Here is a 21,754-nt window from a genome sequence, read left to right as displayed (position 1 = left end):
CGCCAGAGAGGGTAGATTGGCATAAATATTCTTGCTTTGGGGTAATAAGGATGCTGCTTTTCTTTCTCCCTGATTTTAAAATAACACCGGCACGTCATGAGAAAACTCATCGGAGTGATTGATCAAGGGACTTCAGGGACAAAATTTTTTCTTTTCGATCAGCAAGGCCATGTTGTCTTTTCTTCTTTTAAAGAACATCGCTGGTATTGTCCAAAGGAAGGATGGGTTGAACAGGATGCCCTTGAGATCTATCATAATACGCTGAGCTTGGTAGAAGAAGCATTTGCGGCAAAATCACTTTGCCGGTCTGATCTTGTGGCCCTGGGCATTACTAATCAAAGAGAAACAACGGTTCTTTGGGAAAAAAAAACTGGGATCCCTCTTGCCAATGCTATTAGTTGGCAAGACAGTCGGACGGCAGATCTTGTGAATGAATTCTCTAACACCCCCGCTGGCCTCTACCGCTACCATAGGAAAACGGGTCTCCCACTGGCAACTTATTTCAGTGGAATGAAACTTTTATGGCTTCTTGAGCATATCCCAGAAGCAAGAAAAAAAGCTTCCTCAGGAGATCTTCTCTTTGGTACCATCGATTCATTTTTACTTTGGAAATTCTCTGGTGGTCCTCATGGAGGTAAACACCTGACCGATGTCACTAATGCCTCTCGAACCTTGCTTTTTAATATCCATACAATGCAGTGGGATCAAGAAATCCTTGAAGAATTAACTATTCCTTCTATATTGATGCCTGAAGTCGTTCCCAACGATGCTATCTTATCTGAGGGAAAAGTAGGTTGTTTGAAGGGAATCACCCTAGCAGGGCTAATTGGAGATCAGCAAGCAGCCCTGGTCGGACAAAATTGTCTTCGGTTTGGAGAGGGGAAGTGCACTTATGGTACAGGTGCATTTTTGCTTATGAATACGGCCGGTCGCCCCATTTTCTCTGACTCTGGGTTAATCACAACAATCGGCTACAAGTTACGCAATGGAAACATAAGCTATGCGTTGGAGGGCAGCAGCGCCTCTGCTGGTTCAGCTGTGCATTGGTTGAAGCAGTTGTTGAAGTTGAAAGATGACCAAGAATTAGAAACTTTGGCTTTGCAAGCTTCTGATAATGGGGGCATATACTTTGTTCCTGCTTTTTGTGGATTGTTTGCTCCATATTGGGATCCGTTTGCCAGAGCCGCTTTTTTCGGTTTGACTTTAAAGACTCAAGCCTGTCATTTAGCCCGCGCAGTCTTAGAGGCAACCGCTTTTCAAGTTAGAGACCTTTTTGAGGGGATGCAAAAGGCCTGCGGCATGAAGATGCAGGGACTGAAAGTAGATGGGGGTATGGTAAAAAATGAATGGTTTATGCAGTTCCAAGCGGATATATTGAATAGAAAAATTTTGACTCCTGAAAATAGTGAAACAACGGCAATGGGAGCAGCATTTATCACCGGCTTAGCAGGAGGCCTCTTTAATGATTTTGAGGAACTAGGCAGGTGGTGGAAAAAAAAGAAAGAATGGCTACCGACCCTATCTTCTTTGAAAAGACAAAAGGAGCTTCATTACTGGAAAAAAGCCGTTCGTAAAGCCTCTAAGTGGATTCAAAAGACTACATGAGGATCTCTGCCATGTATTTTAACATCATAGGTTAAAATGTCTTACCTTATCTAAGAGATATTTTTTTTGCATACAGACTGGATTTATTCGATAGTGGTTCCCTCTTTGGGAATGGGGGAAGGGGGAGGGGCAGACTGGACTGGTTTTGTTTCTTTTTTGGGAATGAATAATTTACTTCCAACTTCAAGCGGAGAGTGAGAAGAGAGATTATTGGATTTTCGTATATCCTCCGCAGTTACATTCACCCCGCTTTTCCGGTAGGCATCGGCAATGCTTTCAAGCGTGTCATTTTTTTTCACCACGTAGTAGTATCCTTTTTCAACCAATTGAGTTGTAGCCCCTCTATGGGCCTTTTCTGATACCGCCGCATTGCCTTTTTTAGGATTTGAAGGGGATAAACGCTCTTTTGATGTGGCAATTTTTATTTTTTCAATATCCTTTTCCAAAGAGTTGACTTGCTCTTTTAATTTCCGTATTTCCTCTTTAATGGCTTGGATATTGAAGGAATTTGCTTCAACATTTTGCTCTAATTGATCTAGGATATCGACTGCTCTTAGAAGCTTTTTCCTTTCTTCTTCCCCTTCCAGTTTTTTTGCAATCGTTGGAGTCTCTGCATTCTGATCGTCTTGAGAGAAAAGAGGAGCCGAAGAAGAGAAAAAAAGAAAGGGGAAAAATATAAAGAAAAGAAGAGGGGCCATCCGCCATCTTCGGTCGAATTTTTTGGTCCAATCAACATAAGGATCAAAGAATATCATCGTCATCCATTCATTTGACTATTCATTTTCTTTAAGGAGATGGAATAGTTCTTGTTCGCTCATAATAGGAATGCCTAATTTTTTTGCCTCGTGCAATTTGGAGCCAGGATTTGCTCCTACAACAAGATAATTGGTTTTTCTTGAAACCGTATTGCTGACCCTCCCACCCTTTGAGTTTATTTTTGCTATAATTGATTCTCTAGGTTCAGAAAGGGTTCCAGTGATGACAAATGTTTTACCATTTAGAGGACCAGAAGAAGACCCAGAGTGTAAGGAATGGAAATTGAAGCCTATTTTTCGGAATTTTTCCAAGCGCTCTCTATTTTTGGCTTTACGGAAATAGGAGACTATCGATTTAGCCATGATCTCTCCGATAAAAGGAATGGCTAGCAGTTCTTCTTCAGAAGCATTAGCAAGCCGGTCCATTGACCCAAAATATCGCGCAAGTTCTTCAGAAGCTTTTTGGCCAATGTGGGTTATTCCTAGTCCGAATATCAATCTAGAAAGATCCCTTTTCTTGCTTTCTTCTAGCGACTGAAGTAAATTTTGTGCCGATTTCTTTCCCATTCTCTCCAAACTGACTAAAGTCTTTTCATCGAGATCGTAGAGATCAGCGATGTCTTTGACTAAGCCTTTATCAACCAGCTGATCAACAAGAGATTCTCCTAGTCCCTGAATATCGAGGGCGTTGCGTTGGGCAAAATGGAGAATTCTTTCCTTTAGCTGAGCCGGACAATTTTCATTACCACAACGCAAAAAGATGCCTTCCCAGAAAAGTTTTTCTCCACAACTAGGACAATATTCAGGAGGGATAATCTCCTTTTCTTTGCCAGTCCTTTGAGAGGTGTCTACGCCAACGACTTCTGGTATGACTTCTCCGGCCTTTTCTACAAAAACATAATCCCCAACCTTTACATCGAGTCTTTTTATCTGGTCGAAATTGTGAAGTGTGGCACGGCTGACTGTTGTTCCGGATAGAAAAACGGGATCCATTTCCGCCACTGGGGTAATAATGCCACTTCTGCCTACTTGAAAAATAACCTGAATCAATCGGGTTCTTGCCCTTTCTGCTCCATACTTATACGCGAAGGCCCATCGAGGAGCTTTTGCTGTGTATCCAAGAATAGGATAGTACTCCCATTCGTTTACTTTAATGGCGGCTCCATCGGTTGGATAAGGAAGATCGCTGCGAATTTCCTGTAGAGTGCAGGTGGCTTCGTAGACTTCGTTTTCGTCTTTACAGTGCCAAAAGCGAACAGGAATAGGAATGCCGATTTTCTTTAGGAACAGGAGCCATTCGACTTGTGTTTTACATTCGAAACCCTTTAGTTGACCTCCTCCATAGAAAACCACAGCAAGAGGTCTTTGGGCCACAATCCTTGGATCAAGTTGTTTGAGAGATCCAGCGGTAGCATTTCTGGGATTGGCAAAAAGAGGCTTGCCTTCTTTCTCTCTTTCTGCATTGAGTTTCTCAAAATCCTTTAGAGACATGTAAGCTTCTCCTCGAATTTCTAAAAGTTCTGGAGGATTCTCCATGTTAAGCCTTAAAGGAAGGCTATGGATAGTCTTTAGGTTTTGGGTAATATCATCCCCCATGGTCCCATTCCCGCGGGTTGCTCCAAGGCTAAATAATCCATTTTTATAGATAACGCTAATGGATATCCCATCGACCTTAGGTTCTACAGTAAAGCTGATTTTTTTCCCTGGAAGACTTCGGCGTATCCTTTCTAAAAAGGCAAAAAGCTCTTCTTTTGAATAGGTGTTTTCAAGGCTGAGCATGGGAACTTGATGGGAGACTTGCGAGAAGCCACTTAAGGGGCTTTCTCCTATTCTTTGTGTGGGGGAATCAGGAGTTATTAGCTCTGGATGAAGTTTTTCTATGGTTTCTAGTTCGTGATAGAGATTGTCGTATTCTTGATCAGAAATCAGGGGACGTGCCTCCACATAGTAGGCATGATCGTATTTTTGGATGAGCTTTACCAGTTCATCATGCCTTTTCTTAATTTCACTTAACGACAAAGAAGGGTCTAAAGTTGAAGGCTTGCTTTTGTTCACTTCAATCGAAAAATTAAACGGTAAAGTCTTTTCGATCAACTTTTCTCTCTTTTTTTATTGAAGATATTTCTAGAGAGAGGGAATATACTCGTCGAGCCTTCCTTTGGGCTCTTCTATTTTATAAAAGATTGTCAGAAGAGAAGATATTCAATATAAAATAGAAAGAATGGGCAGATTGTTAGGCATTGAAGGTGGAGGCACTCATACTCGATGGATAGTCCTGGAGGAGGAGAAAGGAGGGGTGGTAGCCAAGGGAAGCGAGGGAGTGGGCAATGTACATCTATTAACGACAAGCGAGTTAGTTTCTCTGTTCCAATCAATAAAAGAAAAAGTACGAGTCGAGATTAAACAAATAGGTGCTGGATTTGCTGGTTGCCATTCGGAAAAAGAAAAAAAAATCCTTGAGGAAATTATTAGGTCTGTTTGGCCTGAGTCCACAAAAGTCATTATCGCTGAAGATACTCGTACAGCCTATGCGAGAGCTTTTGCTCCGGATCAAGAAGGAATATTGGTTATTGCTGGAACGGGCTCCAATGTTATTGGCTATAAGGCTGGGATATGGGAAAAGGCTGGAGGTTGGGGACAGCTAGGGGATCCTGGAAGCGGTTACAGAATAGGAAGGGAAGGACTAGAAAGAATATATTTAGATTTTGACCTTACTAAAAATGTTTCCGCTCTGGCTCAGGCTTTTCTTAGGCAGAGTTGTAGAAATGATATGGATGATTTCCTTTCCTATGTTCTGCCTTCTTTTGCAAAAAAGGATTTTATAGCCTCTTTTGCTCCCATTGTGTTGAGCATGGCAGAACAAGGAGAGGAAAGCTCCTTTGAAATAGTAAATAGAGAAGCTTCCATGCTTGGCTTAAGGGTGCAGATAGTTGCCAGAAGGTTGGGCTTAACCAATCCAAGGATTGCTCTGGTAGGAGGGCTTTTTGAAAATTCTTCTTTTTATACCACTCTTTTCCAAAACCAGCTGAAAAAATTGCTTTCTTTTTCGGAGTGTTTCGTATGCAGGACTCCTGGGCCTCTAGGAGCTATACGCCTTCTAGGTTACGCTTCTGCTGTTTACCAAATGAGTATGGAAAATGTTCTTCCAGATAAAACCCAGCGAGAAGCCTTAGATCGGTCTATGACCGAAGAAAGAAATCCTCGTTCTGCTTCTTTAGAGAAAAAAACGATTCAGGAACTTGTTGATCTGTTTATATCTGAGGAGACCTTTGTCCAGCAGGCTTTGGAAAAATGTCGCCGTGAGATTGCAGAGGCTGTAGCCGCCACCAGCTCGATACTGGAAAAAGGAGGCCGACTCTTTTATGTGGGTGCAGGAACAAGCGGAAGACTGGGGGCATTGGATGCTAGCGAAATGCCACCGACATTCAACGTCTCCCCTGAGATGGTTCAAGCAATAATGGCTGGTGGAGCCGATGCCCTTTGGCGCAGTATGGAAGGCATAGAAGACAGTAGCAGGGAGGGTTTTAAGAGCATTTTTAACCGTGGAGTTACCAGTAAGGACATGGTGTGTGGAATAACGGCCAGTGGGAGAACTCCTTTTGTCATTGCTGCACTAGAAGCTGCCAAAACAATTGGGGCTAAAACCTTGCTGTTAAGCTGTAACCCATCTCGGCCGCCTTGTCCTTACGCTGACTTGGCGATCGATCTACCAACAGGACCTGAGATTATTGCAGGATCCACCAGACTAAAGGCAGGGACAGCCACGAAAATCGTCTTGAATATGTTGAGTACGATTTCCATGATCCGTACAGGCAAGGTCAAAGATAATTTGATGATCAATCTACAACCTAAAAGCATGAAATTGCGGTATCGTTCGCTACGGATACTGATGCATCTTTATGGATTAGACGAACCGGCGGCTATTGCCTTATTAGAAAAAAAAGGATGGTTGCTTGCCGCCGTCATCTCTGAATTAGAATCAGAAAAAGCGCGATTAGACCAAGGCTCTCCTCCTTAATCTTTTTCAAAAACCCAATCTTGATCAAAGCAATCAGCCTAATTCGTTTAATTTCTTTTCCAAAAGTTCATGGACAATTTTCGGATTGGCTTGTCCTTTTGTCTTTTTCATGACGTAGCCTTTGATGGCATTAATGGCTGCGGTTTTCCCAGAGCGATAGTCCGCAACACTTTTAGGATTTGCTTCGATGGCCTCTTTGCAGATAGCATCAAGGGTATCCAGACTGGTGATTTGGGCAAAACCTTTCTCCTCAACGATAAGGGTTGGACTTTTCTTTTCCGTAACCATTAGTTTAACAATTTCTTTAGCTTGCTTCATGTGAAGCTTGCCTTGATCGACGAGGTTGGATAGCTCCGAAAAATATTCCGGTGGAATGGGAATAGCTGTTTCAGATTCTGAGACGACTGCTAGATAATCGTTAATTAAAAAATTAGCCACTGATACTTTATTTGCTGATTGAGCAGCCGCTTTTTCGAAAAAATCAGCTAGCTGAGGATCCGAAGCCAACACACTGGCTTGGTACTCTGTGAGGCCATAGTTTTGAGAAAGTCTTTGTTTTTTTTCTTCTGGTAATTCAGGGATTCGTTTCTGAGCTTCCTCGATGAGTTCTCCTTCAGTCAGGATGGTCAAAAGGTCAGGATCTGGAAAATATCTATAATCATGGGCGTATTCTTTGGTTCGCATAGGGAATGTTTGCCCTTTAAGATCATCCCAACGCAAAGTTTCTTGTGAGATTTCGCCTCCGAGTTGTAAAATATGGATTTGTCTTTGGATTTCATACTTTAAAGCCTTCCGAACCGCGCTAATGCTATTGAGATTTTTGATCTCGCATTTTGTTCCCCATTTTCCCTCTCCGATTGGCTTGACGCTAACATTCACGTCACAACGAAGCTGGCCTTTTTCCATATCACAGTCACTCACGTTGCCGTATCGTAATATTTGGCGAAGGGCTGTCAGATAGGCGAAGGCTTCTTCAGGGCTTCTTATATCCGCTTCCGATACGATTTCCATGAGTGGGGTTCCTGCCCGGTTAAAATCAATTCCGCTGTGGTCTTCAAAATGGAAAGATTTTCCAACGTCTTCCTCAAGATGAATCCTCACTAGCCTAATTTTTTTTCGGGACTGAGCTTGTGGATCTTTTTGTGCGTCTTTAGGAAAAGCCAACGGGTATAACTCGACAGCCCCCCCTTTGCATAAAGGCTGATCATATTGCGATATCTGATAATTTTTAGGCATGTCAGGATAAAAGTAATTTTTTCTGTCGAATTTCCCTCTCGGAGCTATTTCTGATCCAAGCATGAGCCCTGTTTGAATCGTAAGAATGATGGCTTGCTTATTCGGAGAAGGAAGGGCGCCAGGTAGTCCCAAGCAGATAGGACAAACTCGGCTGTTGGGTAAGACTCCATATTCTACGGGGCAGCCACAAAAAAGTTTTGTCTGCGTTTTTAATTGGACGTGGACTTCAAGTCCTATGATTGCTTCGTATTCCATAGCGTAATAGTTTTTTGGATTCGTCTGAATATAAAATGCTTTCTAAAGAGTATTCATTCAATTACGTTTTTTCTAAGGGTGGTATGGGTGGCTTCCATCCGGTAGATTTTTGGTACAGATGACCAAGGGCAAGAATCACTTCCTCTTTCCAAGCTGGGCCAATAATTTGCAATCCAATAGGTAGCCCTTCAGTGGATTGACCGCAAGGAATAGAAAGTCCACATATCCCGGCCAGATTCACAGCAATAGTAAATATATCAGCCAGATACATTTGCAAAGGATCGTTAGATTTTTCTCCAATTCGAAAAGCGCAAAAGGGAGAGGTAGGAGTTAAAAGGGCCTGACATTTTTTGAAAACAGAAGAAAAGTCTTGCTTGATCTTTTCTTTGACTTTCAGAGCACGAAGATAATAAGCATCGTAATAGCCGGAGCTTAGCACGTAGGTTCCAAGCAAAATTCTTCTTTTGACTTCCGAACCAAACCCTTCATCTCGTGTTTTCCCATAGTAATCCAGAAGGTCTTCATAATGTTTTGATCGTCTTCCGTAGCGGATGCCATCGAATCTCGCAAGATTAGCGGAGGCTTCGGCAGTAGCCAGAATATAATAAGTGGCTACCGCATAAGGAGTGTGTGGCAGAGAAACTTCTTCGATTTTTGCCCCAAGAGATTCAAAATGAGCAATGGCTTTATTGATTGCCTCTCGAACTTCCCCATCTATGCCTTCAATAAAGTATTCTTTAGGGACCCCTAGAACCATATTTTTAAGAGAAAGTGTTTCTAGGAGTTCAGAAAAACGAGGTACTGGCATTTTTTCCGAAGTGTTATCATAAGGATCAAAGCCTGAGATTACTTCTAGTAAAAGAGCCGCGTCTTCGACCGTTTTGGTTAAGGGACCTATCTGGTCTAGACTGGATGCAAAGGCGGTCAGACCATAGCGTGAGACTCGGCCATAGGTGGGTTTTAGTCCCACGCAGCCGCAAAAAGAGGCGGGTTGGCGTATCGATCCCCCCGTGTCACTACCTAAGGCACAAAAGGCTTCGTGAGAAGCAACGGCTGCCGCAGAACCGCCACTGCTACCTCCAGGAACCCTTTGTAAATCCCAAGGATTTTTGGTTAGCCCCGTTGCAGAATTTTCAGTGGAAGAGCCCATGGCAAATTCGTCCATGTTCGTTCTTCCCACTGGGATAGCACCCGCTTTTGTTAGTTTCTCGATGACGGTTGCATTATAAGGCGAGAGGTAGCCTTCCAAAATTTTAGAAGCACACCGGCATGGTTCAGCTCTTACGTTGATATTATCTTTGATGGCAATAGGAATACCACCTAATGGGAGATCGACGTTGACGTTTTTTGCTCTTTCAATGGCTCTTTCATGGTTGAGATAATTGTAAGCATTGATCTTAGGTTCCACCTCAGCTATTCTTGAAAATAGTGCTTCGGTGACTTCAATGGGACTGAGTTCTTTGCGACAAAGAAGCCTGCGGAGTTCTGAGATTGTGTATTCGAATAAGTTCACTCGATTATCTTTGGTACAATAAAAAGGTTATTGGCATGATGAGGAGCATTGCGTAAAACATCCTCTGTGGCTAATCCTTCTTGAGGAAGATCTTCTCGAAGATTATTTTTAAAACCTTCTTCTTCTCCTTTCAATACCACATCGTCAATATTTAGCTCTTTGAGCTTTTCAATGTAGCCAAGAATGGATGCAAATTGCTCGCCAAACATCTTCTTTTCTTCCTCATTAAGAGATATTCTTGCTAGGTCAGCAACATACTGAATATCTATCGATGGCTTTTCCATTTTCTATGAAGTAAAGAATAAAGAGCGCAGATGCAAGTAGGAAAAATTTACTATACAATTCTTGATCCTTCTTTTGCTTTCGCATAAGTTTCCTTCATGTTTTGGCTCCGTCTTTCCCTTTACTAAAGGATGCTGGGGTGAATAATAGAAAGCTATTGATGAACAACTAACATAGATCAAAGATGAATTTAAGAAAAGAGTTTGCCATTTCTCCTACGCGAAACGAGGATTTTCCTGAATGGTATCAACAAGTTGTTTCAGCGGCTGATCTTGCAGAAAATTCTGAAGTGCGTGGATGCATGATTATAAAACCATGGGGTTATGCCTTATGGGAGAGAATTCAAAAAGAGTTAGATCAGCGGATCAAAGCGACGGGTCATAAAAATGTGTATTTCCCTCTTTTTATTCCACTGGAATACCTTCAAAGAGAAGCTGAACATGTGGAAGGCTTTGCAAAAGAATGTGCTGTAGTGACCCATCACCGGTTGGAGAAAGGGCCAGATGGAAAACTTCATCCTGCTTCCCCCCTGGCAGAGCCATTGGTCATTAGGCCGACTTCAGAGACTATTATAGGGGCTGCCTTTTCAAGATGGATTCAATCCTACCGAGATCTCCCTTTACTAATCAACCAATGGGCTAATGTGGTTCGGTGGGAGATGCGGCCGAGGCTTTTTTTAAGAACCACTGAATTTCTTTGGCAAGAAGGACATACGGCGCATGCGACTAGAGAAGAAGCAAAAGAAGAAGCCCTTTTTATACTGAAGCTCTATGAGGAGTTTATGCGGGCTTATTTAGCTTTACCTGTGATTACAGGAGAGAAACCAGAGAGTGAAAGATTTCCTGGGGCTGACAATACCTTTACTCTGGAAGCTTTAGTACAAGACAGAAAGGCGGTACAAGTCGGCACTTCCCATTTTCTTGGGCAAAACTTTTCGAAAGCCAACAACATTCGGTTTCTTGATAGTCAGGGGAAAATGGAGTTTGCGTGGACATCAAGTTGGGGAGTAAGCACCAGGCTTATTGGGACACTGATTATGGCGCATGGAGACGATAATGGGTTGGTGCTCCCACCAACGGTTTCTCCCATTCAAGTGGTTATTCTGCCACTGTTTAAAAAGGAAGAGGAAAAGACAAAGGTTTTGGATGTTGTCAACTTCCTTGCTGAGGAAATAAAAAAATTGAGTTTTGCTGCTGAACCCATACGAGTCGAAATTGACAAAAGAGAAATTGGAGGAGGGGTAAAATCCTGGGAGTGGATTAAGAAAGGAGTTCCCCTACGGATAGAAATAGGTTCTCAGGAAGTCTCCTCTGGGTTAATTACTCTAAAAAGAAGGGATAAAGGGGTGAAAGAAAAGGAACAGCTACCAGCTCATGTGTTTTTGGAAAAGCTGCCACAACTGCTTTCTGAAATTCAAGAGGCAATTTATTCTAGAGCTGAGAATTTTCTTAAGCAAAATACTAGGCTAATAGACACTAAAGAAGAATTTTATGAATTTTTTGCTTCCAAAGATTCCAAGGGAAACGAGCTATCTGGTGGATTTGCTTATGCCCATTGGGATGGATCAAGGGAAACAGAAGAAAAGCTTAAGGAAGATCTTAAAATCACTATTAGATGTATTCCTTGGGATCCTCAGAACACTCCAGGGATCTGCCCTTTTTCTGGGCGTCCAAGCAAGGGACGAGTCCTTTTTGCAAAAGCCTATTAGGAGCTTTTGCTTTCTAAAAAAAATAGCCTCATCACTTATAGATGCAGAAGGACTAAGTGACTTACTCCCACCTTTAAAAGAGTGGGCTTCCTCTTTCACCGAAGGAAACTTACACGAATAGTAGGGTGGCTCCCCAGTATCCGCGCAGCGGTCTCCTTCTCCAGAGGCGTTAGTTCGGACCGGTCCAGCCCTCTACGGCCAGATGTTATAACACAACCATTAGACATTTGCAACTTAATGAAGCCGCCTCTCATCCCACTCTTAAAAGTGTGGGCTTTCCTGGCGTTCACTCGTAAATCAGGGCAAGTTGGAAATAGCTATAAAAATCCAGGCAAATAGGCCTGAAATTGTTTTCAGTTATTGATAAGCTAAGGATTCATTAAAAAGAGCCAAGCAATAAATGGGGAAAAACCCCCCTTCACTTATTAAGAGGTATAAGGAAAAAGATCTCCCCCTATTCATCCAACTTCTCTACCACCGATTAGAAGTAAACTCATGACACTTTCCCTTAGGGAAGGGAAAATGTCATGGTTTTTCTCTTTAAGAATGGGCTTCTTTATGAGAAGTGGTTGCCTTCTTTTCTTCGAGCTTCTTCAAAACCATTTCTGCGGGGCAAAATCCGCTAAAAGCTGATTGAAACAAATTCAAGCCAACAAAAGCAGTAAGCAGAAGCCACCACTTGCTCACTAAAGAAAGCAATAAACTGATAATCACAAGACTCCCAGCTAAGGCTCTCACTTTTCTTTCGATACTCATTGTAGCCTCCTTTCATAAAAACAATAGCTAGAATCAAATGAAAATGCAACAGGATATTACATGAACTGACAGATATAGTTGCGATTTGGCTAGGCTTTAGCTTCGGCCGGTCTGGACAAAGGCTTTTCTTTTTCTCCTCCTTTGTGCTTTTTCATGATGAGGTAATAGAAAACCGGGACAGCTGTTCTGGAAAGAATGGTGGAAGCAATTTCACCAGCCATCAAGGATAAGGCCATCCCTTGGAATATGGGATCAAACAGAATGACCGAGCTGCCAACGATCACTGAAGAAGCGGTTAAGAGCATGGGTCTAAAACGCACTGCTCCAGCTTCGATGACTGCTTCTTCTAGCTTATCTCCATGAGCCAGCCGCAGTTCGATAAAGTCAACAAGGATAATGGCGTTTCTAACGACGATTCCAGCCCCCGCAATCATACCAATCATCGAGGTAGCAGTAAAAAACATGCCGGTAAGCCAATGAGCAGGCAGGATGCCCACAAGAGAGAGGGGAATGGGCAGCATGACAGCCCAAGGTGTTTTAAAAGACTGAAACCAACCCACAACTAGAATGAAAATGAGGACTAAAACAATAGCGAAAGCTGTGCCAAGGTCTCTAAATACTTCATAGGTTACCTGCCATTCCCCGTCCCATTTTACTCCCCAAGCAAGGGGATTAATAGGTTGATGGGTAAAAAGAATTTCCAAAGGTTTGCCATCTGGTCCTGTAATTTTTTCTAACTTCTTTTGAAAATCGATGATTGCATAAACCGGGCTGCCCACTTCGTTAGTGACATCAGCAAGGACATAAGAAACCGGCATCAGGTTTTTGTGGTAGATGGAAAGATTTTGATAGCCTAACACTTTGGTGACTAAATGGTCGATTGGGATCAGTCGCATGAATCTAGAAAGTAGGGAAATGGAAAGGAAGGGATTGTCTGTGGATCGGTCTTCTTTTGGCAGCCGGACAATGATATCGACTGGCTCGGGTTCATCCTGTAAGTGAGCTAACCCGGGACTGGAGCCATGCAATGCAGTTGTGATGGACTGAGCAATTAACTCTGAAGAAATACCATTGAGCGAAGATTTCACGATGTCTATATCTAGCTTTTCTAAAGGACGATCGGCTTCTTCGTAAGTGGCAATATCAGTAATTCCGGCTGTATCTCTAAAGAGCTGTTCTAGCTTGAGTGCTAAAGCTCTTCGTTCTTTAAAGTCCGGACCGTATACTTCTAATACCAGAGTTGATAGAACAGGAGGCCCTGGAGGCACTTCAGCTACCTGAGCGTGCGCCTTCTCTTTCCAAGCAATGGCATTAATTTCTTTGCGGATACTTTCTGCTATCTCATGACTTTGTCTTTTTCTTTTGTGTTTATCAACTAGGTTGACTTGGAGATCGCCTTGATAAGGGTTTTCTCGTAGAAAATAATGTCGGACAAGGCCGTTGAAATTATACGGGGAATGGGTTCCAGCTTGGATCTCCACATTTTTGACTTCTTTGATATTCAAGGCAACTTTAGCCATTTGTTCAAGTACTTCTCTTGTCTTCTCGACAGGAGTTCCTTCGGGCATGTTGAGAATAATCTGAAATTCGTTTTTATTGTCGAAGGGAAGCATTTTAGCCCTAACGACTTTTAAAGGAATAAGAGCAATAGAGCCAAGAAGGAGAGCAAGAAGTAAAAGAAGAAAAAGAAAGCGGATAAAGCCGTTGTATATAAGTGGGCTCATGATAGTACGGTAGATTCGCGTCAACAGATCTTCTCCTTTATCTTTAGCTTCTCTTATGTTTTTGAGCAAAAGGTGTGCTGCCCATGGCGTCACAGAGAGAGAGACCAGCATAGAAAAGATCATTGCGGCGCTTGCTCCTATTGGGATTGGTCGCATATAAGGCCCCATTAGCCCTCCAACAAAAGCCATAGGCAAAATGGCTGCGATCACTGCCATGGTGGCTAAAATAAGAGGGCTGACAATTTCTTCCATAGCACCGATAACAATATTGAGGAGTAGTTTGCCTCTGTTAGAAGCTAAGTGGATATGGCGAACGATATTTTCGATACCGACAATAGGATCATCGACGAGGATTCCGATAGTAAAAATAAGGGCAAAGAGGGTGACCCGGTTGATCGTAAAACCGAATAAATGGAAGGTTAATAAGGTTAAAGCAAGCGTTGTTGGAATAGCAATGATGACGACCAGTGCAGCTCTAAACCCAAGGGCAAACCAAATGAGGATACTAACTCCGACGATAGCTATGCCCATGTGTTTGAGAAGTTCATTAGATTTATCGGCTGCAGTTTCTCCATAATTTCTTGTTATGACATAATGGACATCTTCAGGAAGTATCTTGCCTTGTAGTTCTTTGATTGTGCTTAGGATTTTATTAGCCAGAAAGGTAGCATTGGATCCCTTTCTTTTTGCTAGGGAAAGGGTGACGGCGGGTACTTCTCCAGAAAGCTTCTCTTTTTCATCCCAAGCAGGACCAGGTAAGAGACTGACCTCTTTTTCTTCTTGATCAGGCCCATCCACGATATTAGCCACATCTTTTAAATAAACGACCTGTCCTTGGCTAACCCCCACAACAAGATTTTCTAAATCTTCTTTTGAGAGAATAAAAGAATTTGGTTCCACATCGATGAGTTTCGGTTCGGTTTCGATGTGCCCTGAAGGCATTCGGATGTTGGTTTGAAGGACGAGATTGAAAATTTCCTGAGGAGAAAGCAGTCTTTTAGCAATTTTAGCAGGATCAAAGAAGATTTGGAATTGTCTTTTCCTTCCTCCAATTATTGTTGTTTCGGAGACATCGGCGAGATGATTGATGCTGTCTCTGAGATTGGCTACGATTTTTCTTAATTCAATAGGAGAACGATTGAGGCTATAAAAGGTTAACGCAAGGATAGGCACGTCGTCTATAGACCTTGTTTTAATCAATGGAGTGGAAGCACCAGGAGGTAGGTAGTCAAGGTTAGAATAAATTTTGGTATAGAGCTTGATTAAACTCTTTTCCATATCTTCGCCTACCTTGAACCTAACGATGAAGAGGGCACCATTAGGAGCCGCTGTAGAATAGACGTATTCGACTCCAGAAATTTGCCAAAATATCCTTTCTCCATTGGTAACAATTCTTTTTTCCACTTCCTGAGGGCTGGCTCCAGGCATTGAAACGAAAACGTCGAAAATAGGCACGATGATTTGCGGTTCTTCTTCTCTAGGCAGTTGGTAGAGCGCAAAACTTCCTAAAAGAATAGAAGCTAATATTAATAGGGGAGTTATTTTCGAATGGGCAAAAAATTTAATGAATCGGCCCGCCCAATTTCCTGAATGGTGAACGATTTCAGTTTCTGCCATTTTATTCTTCTCCTCCCAATTCATTCGCTAAGTTTTGGACTTGATAATCATCCAGTTGGCCAGAAAGAAAAAAGAGTTTGGCTTTTGAAGACTCGTACCGGGCAACGCTTTCAAGATAACTAATTTCTACTTGTAAACCATACGTGCGGGCTTGGATAAGATCGGCAATTGTTTTCCTCCCCTCCCGGTATAAGTCTCTTGTCATAACAATAGCCTGAATGGCATCATTCATCGAATGATAAAGGATTTCAGAATCCCTATAAGCTGTTTCTAAATCGGTTATGGCTTGAGCTAATTTGGTTTGAATGTTGTCTTTTAACACGCTTTCTTCATGGATCAGCTGCTCTTCTTCAGCTTTGGCTCTTTTTATTTTTGGATCTCTAGAGGGATCGAAGAGGGCCATAGTCCCTAACACTCCTACCGTGTAGCTTCGGCCACCTGTTGTAAAATTATCACTATCAAGCATGCCCGAAGCAAACCCGTTAACGTTGGGCATAATAGAATCTTTTTCACGTTTTACTTCCGTACGTTGAACCTGAATTTGATGCCGTAAGGCAGCAAGATCACTTCTATAGAGGATGGCCTCTTGAACCCAACTACTCAAAGGCTTTGAAATTTTTTTTGGTCGAGGAAGATTTTTAGGAATCGCTATTTCTGCTTCAGCTGGAGTGCCTGCCAAGGTGTTCAGGGTAACGAGCGCCACTTTTTTTCTGGCCAAATAGCCATTTTTGGACTGCTCAATGGAGGCTGCAAGGGATCTTCCCATGAAAAAATCTGCTCCAAGCACTAGTCCCTGTTCCATCAGTTGCAATGCTTCATTGAGGTCTGTTTTAGAGGCTTCCAGCTGCGACATTGCTTTGAATAGTTCGGCATCGGCAAACAAAAGACCAATCCAGGCATCGATCGATAGCAGGGAGGCTTCCATCCGGGTATATCTTTCTTCTTCTTCTCTGGCTTTTATTGCATCCTTCGCTGCTTTCACTGAATCGATAGTTTGCATGGCATCAAATATCGGAAAAATCGCAAGTAAGCCTGCATTTTGATTAGAAACAGTGCCTGGATGATTCAAATTGTGGATGTTGAAATCTTGAGCTGTGAAGTTTCTTTCGGTTAAATGCATCATAAAACCGAGAATTGGATTATCAGAAGTAAGTGAATCAGCCCACCCATAGAGCCGTGGATAATAGCCTGATTCGGCAAGAGCCTTTTGGGCAATTGCTTCAGAGAGCTTGGCATGCTTTTTCTTCAGTTCTGGATAATGGGCAAGGATCTTCTTCCATACAGCAATGAACACAGCTTTACCGCCTTTGCCATGAAAGGTATGGGAAGAGAGAATTGGTGGGCTTTTCTTATAAGCCATCTCCATCTGCTCTTCTAAAGGAGCAACAGAACTGTTAGGTGCAGGGGGTTGGATGGCTGACTCTTGGCTAGAAGAGGGAGTCGACTGTGCAATTGGTGAAGTAGATGGGATGGGAGATGAAACGGGGGCAGAGGGAGTACTTTTTTCGGTCTCTTTAAAATTATGAGCCGATTCTCCTTGGCCAATCCCCCTGTCCGTTAACCATAAGAAGAAAAGAAAAGCAAGAGTAAAAACAAATTTTTTGGCCATGTTCTGGTCCTAGCTCAATGATTTTATTGCATTCTCTCTATATAAAGAGCTCTTTAAACAGATTTTACAGCTAAAAAATATCGGTTTTATCTTTTTGCCTTTCTGATCTAAGAAAGATTTTATTTTTTTGGATACGATCATAAAATATGCCAATATGTAATGACAAGAGATAATAGGAAGAATTTGTTGCTATTCAATTTTTTTCTAGCCAGATTCTTTTAAAGAGAGAAAATAAATTAAAAGGAGGGTTCTTTTTTATTGAAAAAAGGGGTATTTCTTTTTAAGCATAAGTGCAAATCTTTTAAACCGAAGCAAATAGGCTATGAGTTATCACAGAGTCACGTTGAGTAAATTTTTGTTAGAACGGCGGAAAGAAGGCGCCATTGATCCTGAACTAGCTTCGTTGATCAATGATATTGAAAGTGCTTGCAAATATGTGGCTGCGGCTGTCTCTAGAGGCAGGCTCAACACCATGGAAGTCAATGTATCAGTCAACGTTCAGGGTGAAGAGCAGAAACCTTTAGATGTAATTGCCAATGACATTTTCTTAAAGATATGCGAGGAGGGAGATCAGCTACAGGGCATGGTTTCTGAAGAAATGGAACAGCCCTATATTATTCCTCCTGAACATAAAAAAGGAAAATATCTTCTTATTTTTGACCCACTAGATGGTTCTTCCAATTTGGATTTGAATTTAACCGTTGGTTCTATTTTCTCTATTTTAAAAGGGCCAGTTGGTAATGAGCCGTTGAAAGAGCATCATTTCCTAAGACCGGGAAGAGAGCAGGTGGCAGCTGGATTTACCCTTTATGGCCCAACGGTCATGCTTATTTTAACGGTTGGCAACGGAGTCCATGGATTTACCCTTGATCGAGAGGTGGGCATTTTTACTTTAACGCATCCGAATATGCGTATCGTCGAATCGACAAAGGAATTTGCCATCAATGCTTCGAATGAAAGATTCTGGGAGCCTCCCGTTAAAAGATATGTCGAGGAGTGTATTAAAGGAAAGACTGGCCCAAGAGGAAAGGATTTTAACATGCGTTGGATTGCTTCTATGGTTGCCGAAGTCTATAGAATCCTTATCCGCGGCGGTCTTTTTATGTATCCAAGGGATACAAAAGACCTTTCTAAGCCAGGCAGACTCCGTCTTCTCTATGAGGCTAATCCAATGGGTTTTATTGTCGAACAAGCCGGAGGAATGATCTCTACAGGTAGAGAGTGTATTCTAGACATTGTGCCCCAAAGCCTACATCAAAGGATCCCCGTAATCCTTGGATCAAAAGAAGAGGTCGAGCGGCTCAACCAGTATCACTATGATTATGATAGTGGCAAACCGACCGAATTTGATTCTCCACTTTTTTCTACCAGATCTCTTTTTCGAAACGATTAACCAGAATGGATAGTAATTAGCTATGTCTTCTAAACATCCTATCATCTCCATTACAGGCTCTTCTGGAGCTGGTACTTCTACCGTAAAAGTTGCTTTTCAGCATATTTTCCGAAGGGAAAAGATTAATGCTTTTATCATTGAAGGCGATGCTTTTCACAGGTATGACCGGCAGGAAATGCGCGCCAAAATGGAAGAAATGGAAAAGAAGGGAAATCCCCATTTCAGCCATTTTGGACCGGAGGCCAATCTTTTTGAAGAGCTAGAAGCTCTTTTTAGAGAGTATGGCCAAACGGGTAGAGGGAAATACCGGAAGTATTTACATAATGAAGAAGAAGCGGCCCCATATGGACAAAAGCCGGGTACTTTTACTCCATGGGAAGAAATTCCAGAGGGGACTGACTTGCTTTTCTATGAAGGACTGCATGGCGCACTAGTTACCGATAAAGTCAACATCGTCCAATACACGGATCTTCCCATTGGGATTGTGCCTATTATCAATCTAGAGTGGATACAGAAACTGCATCGGGATAAGAAAGAAAGAGGCTATGCGCATGAAGATGTCGTGCATACGATATTGCGGAGAATGCCTGATTATGTGAACTATATCTGTCCACAGTTTTCTCATACGGCTGTGAATTTTCAAAGAGTGCCGATTGTGGATACTTCGAATCCTTTTATTGCTCGTGACATTCCTTCTCCGGATGAGAGTATGCTTGTCATTCGTTTCCGAAACCCTAAAGGAATTGATTTCCCCTACCTATTATCCATGCTGAAGGATTCCTTCATGTCGAGACCTAATACCATCGTATGCCCTGGATCAAAAATGCCTCTGGCTATTGAGTTGATATTTACCCCGATGATCTGGCAGCTGATGCATAGAAAAAAGCTTAGTTCATAAACTTTATCTCCTAGAGCTTGTGATAGGGCCTAAGCTTGGAGCTTTAAAGGAAGTGGCTTAAGATTTGATTGTTAAGCTGTCCTTACTCTTGCCTAACTTGGCAATCAAGCAAGCTAAACTGGTATCGTATTAAGCAGAGGGGCTACTATAGGTTATAGGAACAAGAATTGGCTCTTAGCCCAGAAGCATTTCACATTGGGTTAGGAAGAAAAGAAAGCAGTTAGCGAAGCGATCTAAAAAAGAGCATAACACCAACGAAAATGAGCCAAATAAGGAGAAAGATGCGTGCTGGTTTTTTAGGGAAAACCATGCAAGCATAAGCGCCGCCAATAGCACCAAAAATGCCTCCCATAACCATTTTGAAGATAATACTCGAATCACTTAGTCCTTGAAATAGATGGATACCGCCTCCGATCAAGGAAAGAATAAGCCCAAAGGCGATGTCTGTCCCCACAACATCACTAGGACTTAAGGTCGTCAAGCTTAAGAGCAGTAGTGTTCCAAGCGCACCAGCTCCAGAAGAAAAAGTGCCAACTTCAAAACCGATTAAAAAAGCACATAAAGGCAGTAATAGGGTATACTTGTTTGTCGTTGGTCTGTAATCCTTTATCGTATGCCACAAGTTAATGAGGGAAGAGATTACAATGATAACTCCAATGAGCAGAAGCATAATGGATTTAAGATGATCCTGCTGATAAATTTTCCGTAAAATCAAAGATCCAAGCACAACGCCTGGAATTCCACCGAGGGAAAGATAAAGTAATGTTTTCTTATCGATATGCCCCTTAAAAAAGTAAATCATGGAGCTTGGGATCTTAATCAACGCAGAAAATCCAAGAGAAATTCCAATAGCTATAGTAGGCTCTATCCCCATAAGGATAAGTAGAGGCACGGTTATCGTTCCCCCTCCGACCCCAGTCAATCCAATTAAAAAGGCAACAAAAAAACCAACAATATAAAATTTCATTCTCTATTATCTCTATAGTGAATGTGATATAATATTCTTTTTCTCTTCTGGCAATTCTTTAATAGCCATTCTTTTAATAGTTCATTCTACAGCAAAGGTTTTTTAGTTAGATCAAAGGAGGACGATTCTGTTCAAAACAATAAAACGAAAAAACATCAATCAATCTATAAAAATCAGGCTATAAGCTCTTTTCCGGCTCAAGCTTCCTGCAAACTCATCTCTAACAGCACCACCCTCATTGTATTTTTGTTGTCTATTCTTTCTTTATCAGTTCCATGGAATATGTCACAATATCTTAGTTAGAAGACAATAGGGGAGGTAAAATAACACAGAAAATAGAGGGAAGAGGTGATTTCTGGTATTTAAGAGGCCTCTTTTTGGGAAACCCTACTGCCTACAGAGCAAAAGGGCATGAGGATAATTTTGGTGGGTGATGTCATGCTTGGAAGGCTCGTTGATGAGCTATTAGAAGTAGTGGATTCTTCTTACCCATGGGGTGATCTTCTTTCTCTTTTCCGATGTGCGGATTGGAAAGGCTGCAATCTAGAATGTGTTTTTACTGACCAAACGGAGTTTTATGAGCTGCCGCCAAAAGTTTTTCGTTTTAAATCAGCAGTTAAAAACATTGAAGTACTTAAAGATGCCGGCATTCGGGTAGTCTCCCTTGCTAATAACCATGTGCTTGACTTTGGCAAAAAAGCCTTGTGTGAAATGCTGGATCATCTTGATGCTGCTGGTATTCTGCATAGTGGGGCGGGAGTAAACCTAGAAGAAAGTCGGTTGCCAGTAATTGATCAGATTCAACGATTAAAAATTGGCTTTCTTGCTTTTACTGATAACGAACCTTCCTGGGAAGCTTCAGAAGAAGCGGGAATTCATTATGTTCCTATACAACTCGATGATCCAAGAGCTCAGACGCTTTTCGAGCTTGTCAAAGAAACAAAAACAAAAGTAGATTTCCTCATCGTTTCAGCGCATTGGGGTCCTAATTGGGGATTTGAAGTGCCGACTGAGCATATCGATTTTGCGCATAAATTAATAGAACAAGGTGCCGATGTTGTCTTTGGTCATTCCCCTCACGTTTTTCGTGCCATAGAGATTTTTCGTCATTCCTTAATCCTCTATTCCTGTGGCGATTTTATTGATGATTACATGGTAGATCCTTATTTTAGAAACGATTGGAGCTTTGTTTTTCTTTTAATACTGGAAGGGAAAAAACTAGTTTCTCTTCGGCTTTTCCCTGTGGTTATAACCAATTTCAAAGCCCAAAGAGCTAAAGGTAGAGAGGCAGAAGAAATTATCGAAAGGATGATATCTTTATGCAGGCCTTTTGGAACTAAGATCCACTGGGAAAAGGAAAAACACTATTGTTGGTTCAAGCTCTGAAAGAAAATAAGGCAAAACAGGGATCTTTTGGG

Annotated in this window: 15 protein-coding genes; 6 read left to right on the top strand and 9 right to left on the bottom strand. The window is 42.0% G+C overall.

Going from position 1 to position 21,754, the window contains the following annotated elements; all coding sequences use genetic code 11:
• Nucleotides 1-96 precede the first annotated feature (96 nt).
• The gene (gene glpK, locus QOL44_RS08890; RefSeq protein ID WP_009059370.1) at nucleotides 97-1,605 is read left to right on the top strand and encodes a glycerol kinase GlpK; all 1,509 of its coding nucleotides are present in this window, start codon (nucleotides 97-99) and stop codon (nucleotides 1,603-1,605) included.
• Between the two features lie 83 nt (nucleotides 1,606-1,688).
• On the opposite strand, the gene QOL44_RS08885 is transcribed toward glpK, so the two are convergent.
• Both QOL44_RS08885 and ligA read right to left on the bottom strand, forming a co-directional pair.
• Entirely contained in the window at nucleotides 1,689-2,360 is a 672-nt protein-coding gene (locus QOL44_RS08885; protein ID WP_009059368.1) for a LysM peptidoglycan-binding domain-containing protein, read from the bottom strand.
• An 18-nt stretch (nucleotides 2,361-2,378) separates the two neighbouring features.
• On the bottom strand, nucleotides 2,379-4,454 hold the full coding sequence (gene ligA, locus QOL44_RS08880) for an NAD-dependent DNA ligase LigA (RefSeq protein ID WP_009059366.1): 2,076 nt from the start codon (nucleotides 4,452-4,454) through the stop codon (nucleotides 2,379-2,381).
• A 127-nt stretch (nucleotides 4,455-4,581) separates the two neighbouring features.
• On the opposite strand from ligA, the gene QOL44_RS08875 reads away from it, so the two are divergent.
• Nucleotides 4,582-6,378, top strand: coding sequence for an N-acetylmuramic acid 6-phosphate etherase (locus QOL44_RS08875; protein ID WP_009059365.1), 1,797 nt, complete (start codon nucleotides 4,582-4,584; stop codon nucleotides 6,376-6,378).
• 33 nt (nucleotides 6,379-6,411) lie between these two features.
• On the opposite strand, the gene gatB is transcribed toward QOL44_RS08875, so the two are convergent.
• The 3 genes from gatB to gatC all read right to left on the bottom strand — a co-directional run bounded on the left by gatB (nucleotide 6,412) and on the right by gatC (nucleotide 9,666).
• Entirely contained in the window at nucleotides 6,412-7,869 is a 1,458-nt protein-coding gene (gene gatB, locus QOL44_RS08870) for an Asp-tRNA(Asn)/Glu-tRNA(Gln) amidotransferase subunit GatB (RefSeq protein WP_009059364.1), read from the bottom strand.
• Nucleotides 7,870-7,930: 61 nt separating this feature from the next.
• Complete coding sequence (gene gatA, locus QOL44_RS08865) at nucleotides 7,931-9,382, bottom strand: Asp-tRNA(Asn)/Glu-tRNA(Gln) amidotransferase subunit GatA (RefSeq protein ID WP_009059363.1); 1,452 nt, start codon at nucleotides 9,380-9,382, stop codon at nucleotides 7,931-7,933.
• On the bottom strand, nucleotides 9,379-9,666 hold the full coding sequence (gene gatC / locus QOL44_RS08860) for an Asp-tRNA(Asn)/Glu-tRNA(Gln) amidotransferase subunit GatC (protein ID WP_009059362.1): 288 nt from the start codon (nucleotides 9,664-9,666) through the stop codon (nucleotides 9,379-9,381). Before gatC ends, gatA begins: the two co-directional genes overlap by 4 nt.
• Before the next feature lie 182 nt (nucleotides 9,667-9,848).
• On the opposite strand from gatC, the gene proS reads away from it, so the two are divergent.
• Nucleotides 9,849-11,372 (top strand): proline--tRNA ligase, encoded by a 1,524-nt coding sequence (gene proS / locus QOL44_RS08855; protein ID WP_009059361.1) that lies wholly within the window; start codon nucleotides 9,849-9,851, stop codon nucleotides 11,370-11,372.
• Between the two features lie 540 nt (nucleotides 11,373-11,912).
• Here proS and QOL44_RS08850 read toward each other — a convergent pair.
• The 3 genes from QOL44_RS08850 to QOL44_RS08840 all read right to left on the bottom strand — a co-directional run bounded on the left by QOL44_RS08850 (nucleotide 11,913) and on the right by QOL44_RS08840 (nucleotide 17,078).
• A complete protein-coding gene (locus QOL44_RS08850) occupies nucleotides 11,913-12,128 on the bottom strand; it encodes a YgaP family membrane protein (RefSeq protein ID WP_045086510.1) in 216 nt (71 codons plus the stop codon).
• An 89-nt stretch (nucleotides 12,129-12,217) separates the two neighbouring features.
• On the bottom strand, nucleotides 12,218-15,469 hold the full coding sequence (locus QOL44_RS08845) for an efflux RND transporter permease subunit (RefSeq protein ID WP_009059358.1): 3,252 nt from the start codon (nucleotides 15,467-15,469) through the stop codon (nucleotides 12,218-12,220).
• Nucleotide 15,470: 1 nt separating this feature from the next.
• On the bottom strand, nucleotides 15,471-17,078 hold the full coding sequence (locus QOL44_RS08840) for a TolC family protein (RefSeq protein ID WP_009059357.1): 1,608 nt from the start codon (nucleotides 17,076-17,078) through the stop codon (nucleotides 15,471-15,473).
• A gap of 322 nt (nucleotides 17,079-17,400) precedes the next feature.
• Here QOL44_RS08840 and QOL44_RS08835 point away from each other — a divergent pair, with 322 nt between their 5' ends.
• Both QOL44_RS08835 and QOL44_RS08830 read left to right on the top strand, forming a co-directional pair.
• Complete coding sequence (locus QOL44_RS08835) at nucleotides 17,401-18,471, top strand: class 1 fructose-bisphosphatase (RefSeq protein WP_009059355.1); 1,071 nt, start codon at nucleotides 17,401-17,403, stop codon at nucleotides 18,469-18,471.
• Between the two features lie 22 nt (nucleotides 18,472-18,493).
• The gene (locus QOL44_RS08830) at nucleotides 18,494-19,369 is read left to right on the top strand and encodes a phosphoribulokinase (RefSeq protein ID WP_009059352.1); all 876 of its coding nucleotides are present in this window, start codon (nucleotides 18,494-18,496) and stop codon (nucleotides 19,367-19,369) included.
• A gap of 220 nt (nucleotides 19,370-19,589) precedes the next feature.
• Here the strand turns inward: QOL44_RS08830 and QOL44_RS08825 are convergent, their stop codons facing one another.
• Nucleotides 19,590-20,336 carry a sulfite exporter TauE/SafE family protein gene (locus QOL44_RS08825; protein ID WP_009059349.1) on the bottom strand — a complete coding sequence of 249 codons (747 nt, stop codon included), beginning with the start codon at nucleotides 20,334-20,336 and terminating at the stop codon, nucleotides 19,590-19,592.
• A gap of 411 nt (nucleotides 20,337-20,747) precedes the next feature.
• Here QOL44_RS08825 and QOL44_RS08820 point away from each other — a divergent pair, with 411 nt between their 5' ends.
• Entirely contained in the window at nucleotides 20,748-21,722 is a 975-nt protein-coding gene (locus QOL44_RS08820) for a CapA family protein (RefSeq protein WP_009059347.1), read from the top strand.
• Nucleotides 21,723-21,754: the final 32 nt, after the last annotated feature.

The sequence above is a fragment of the Candidatus Methylacidiphilum fumarolicum genome, assembly GCF_949774925.1.
In the GTDB taxonomy this organism is placed as follows: domain Bacteria; phylum Verrucomicrobiota; class Verrucomicrobiia; order Methylacidiphilales; family Methylacidiphilaceae; genus Methylacidiphilum; species Methylacidiphilum fumarolicum.
This window is presented reverse-complemented; position numbering and strand designations above follow the sequence as displayed.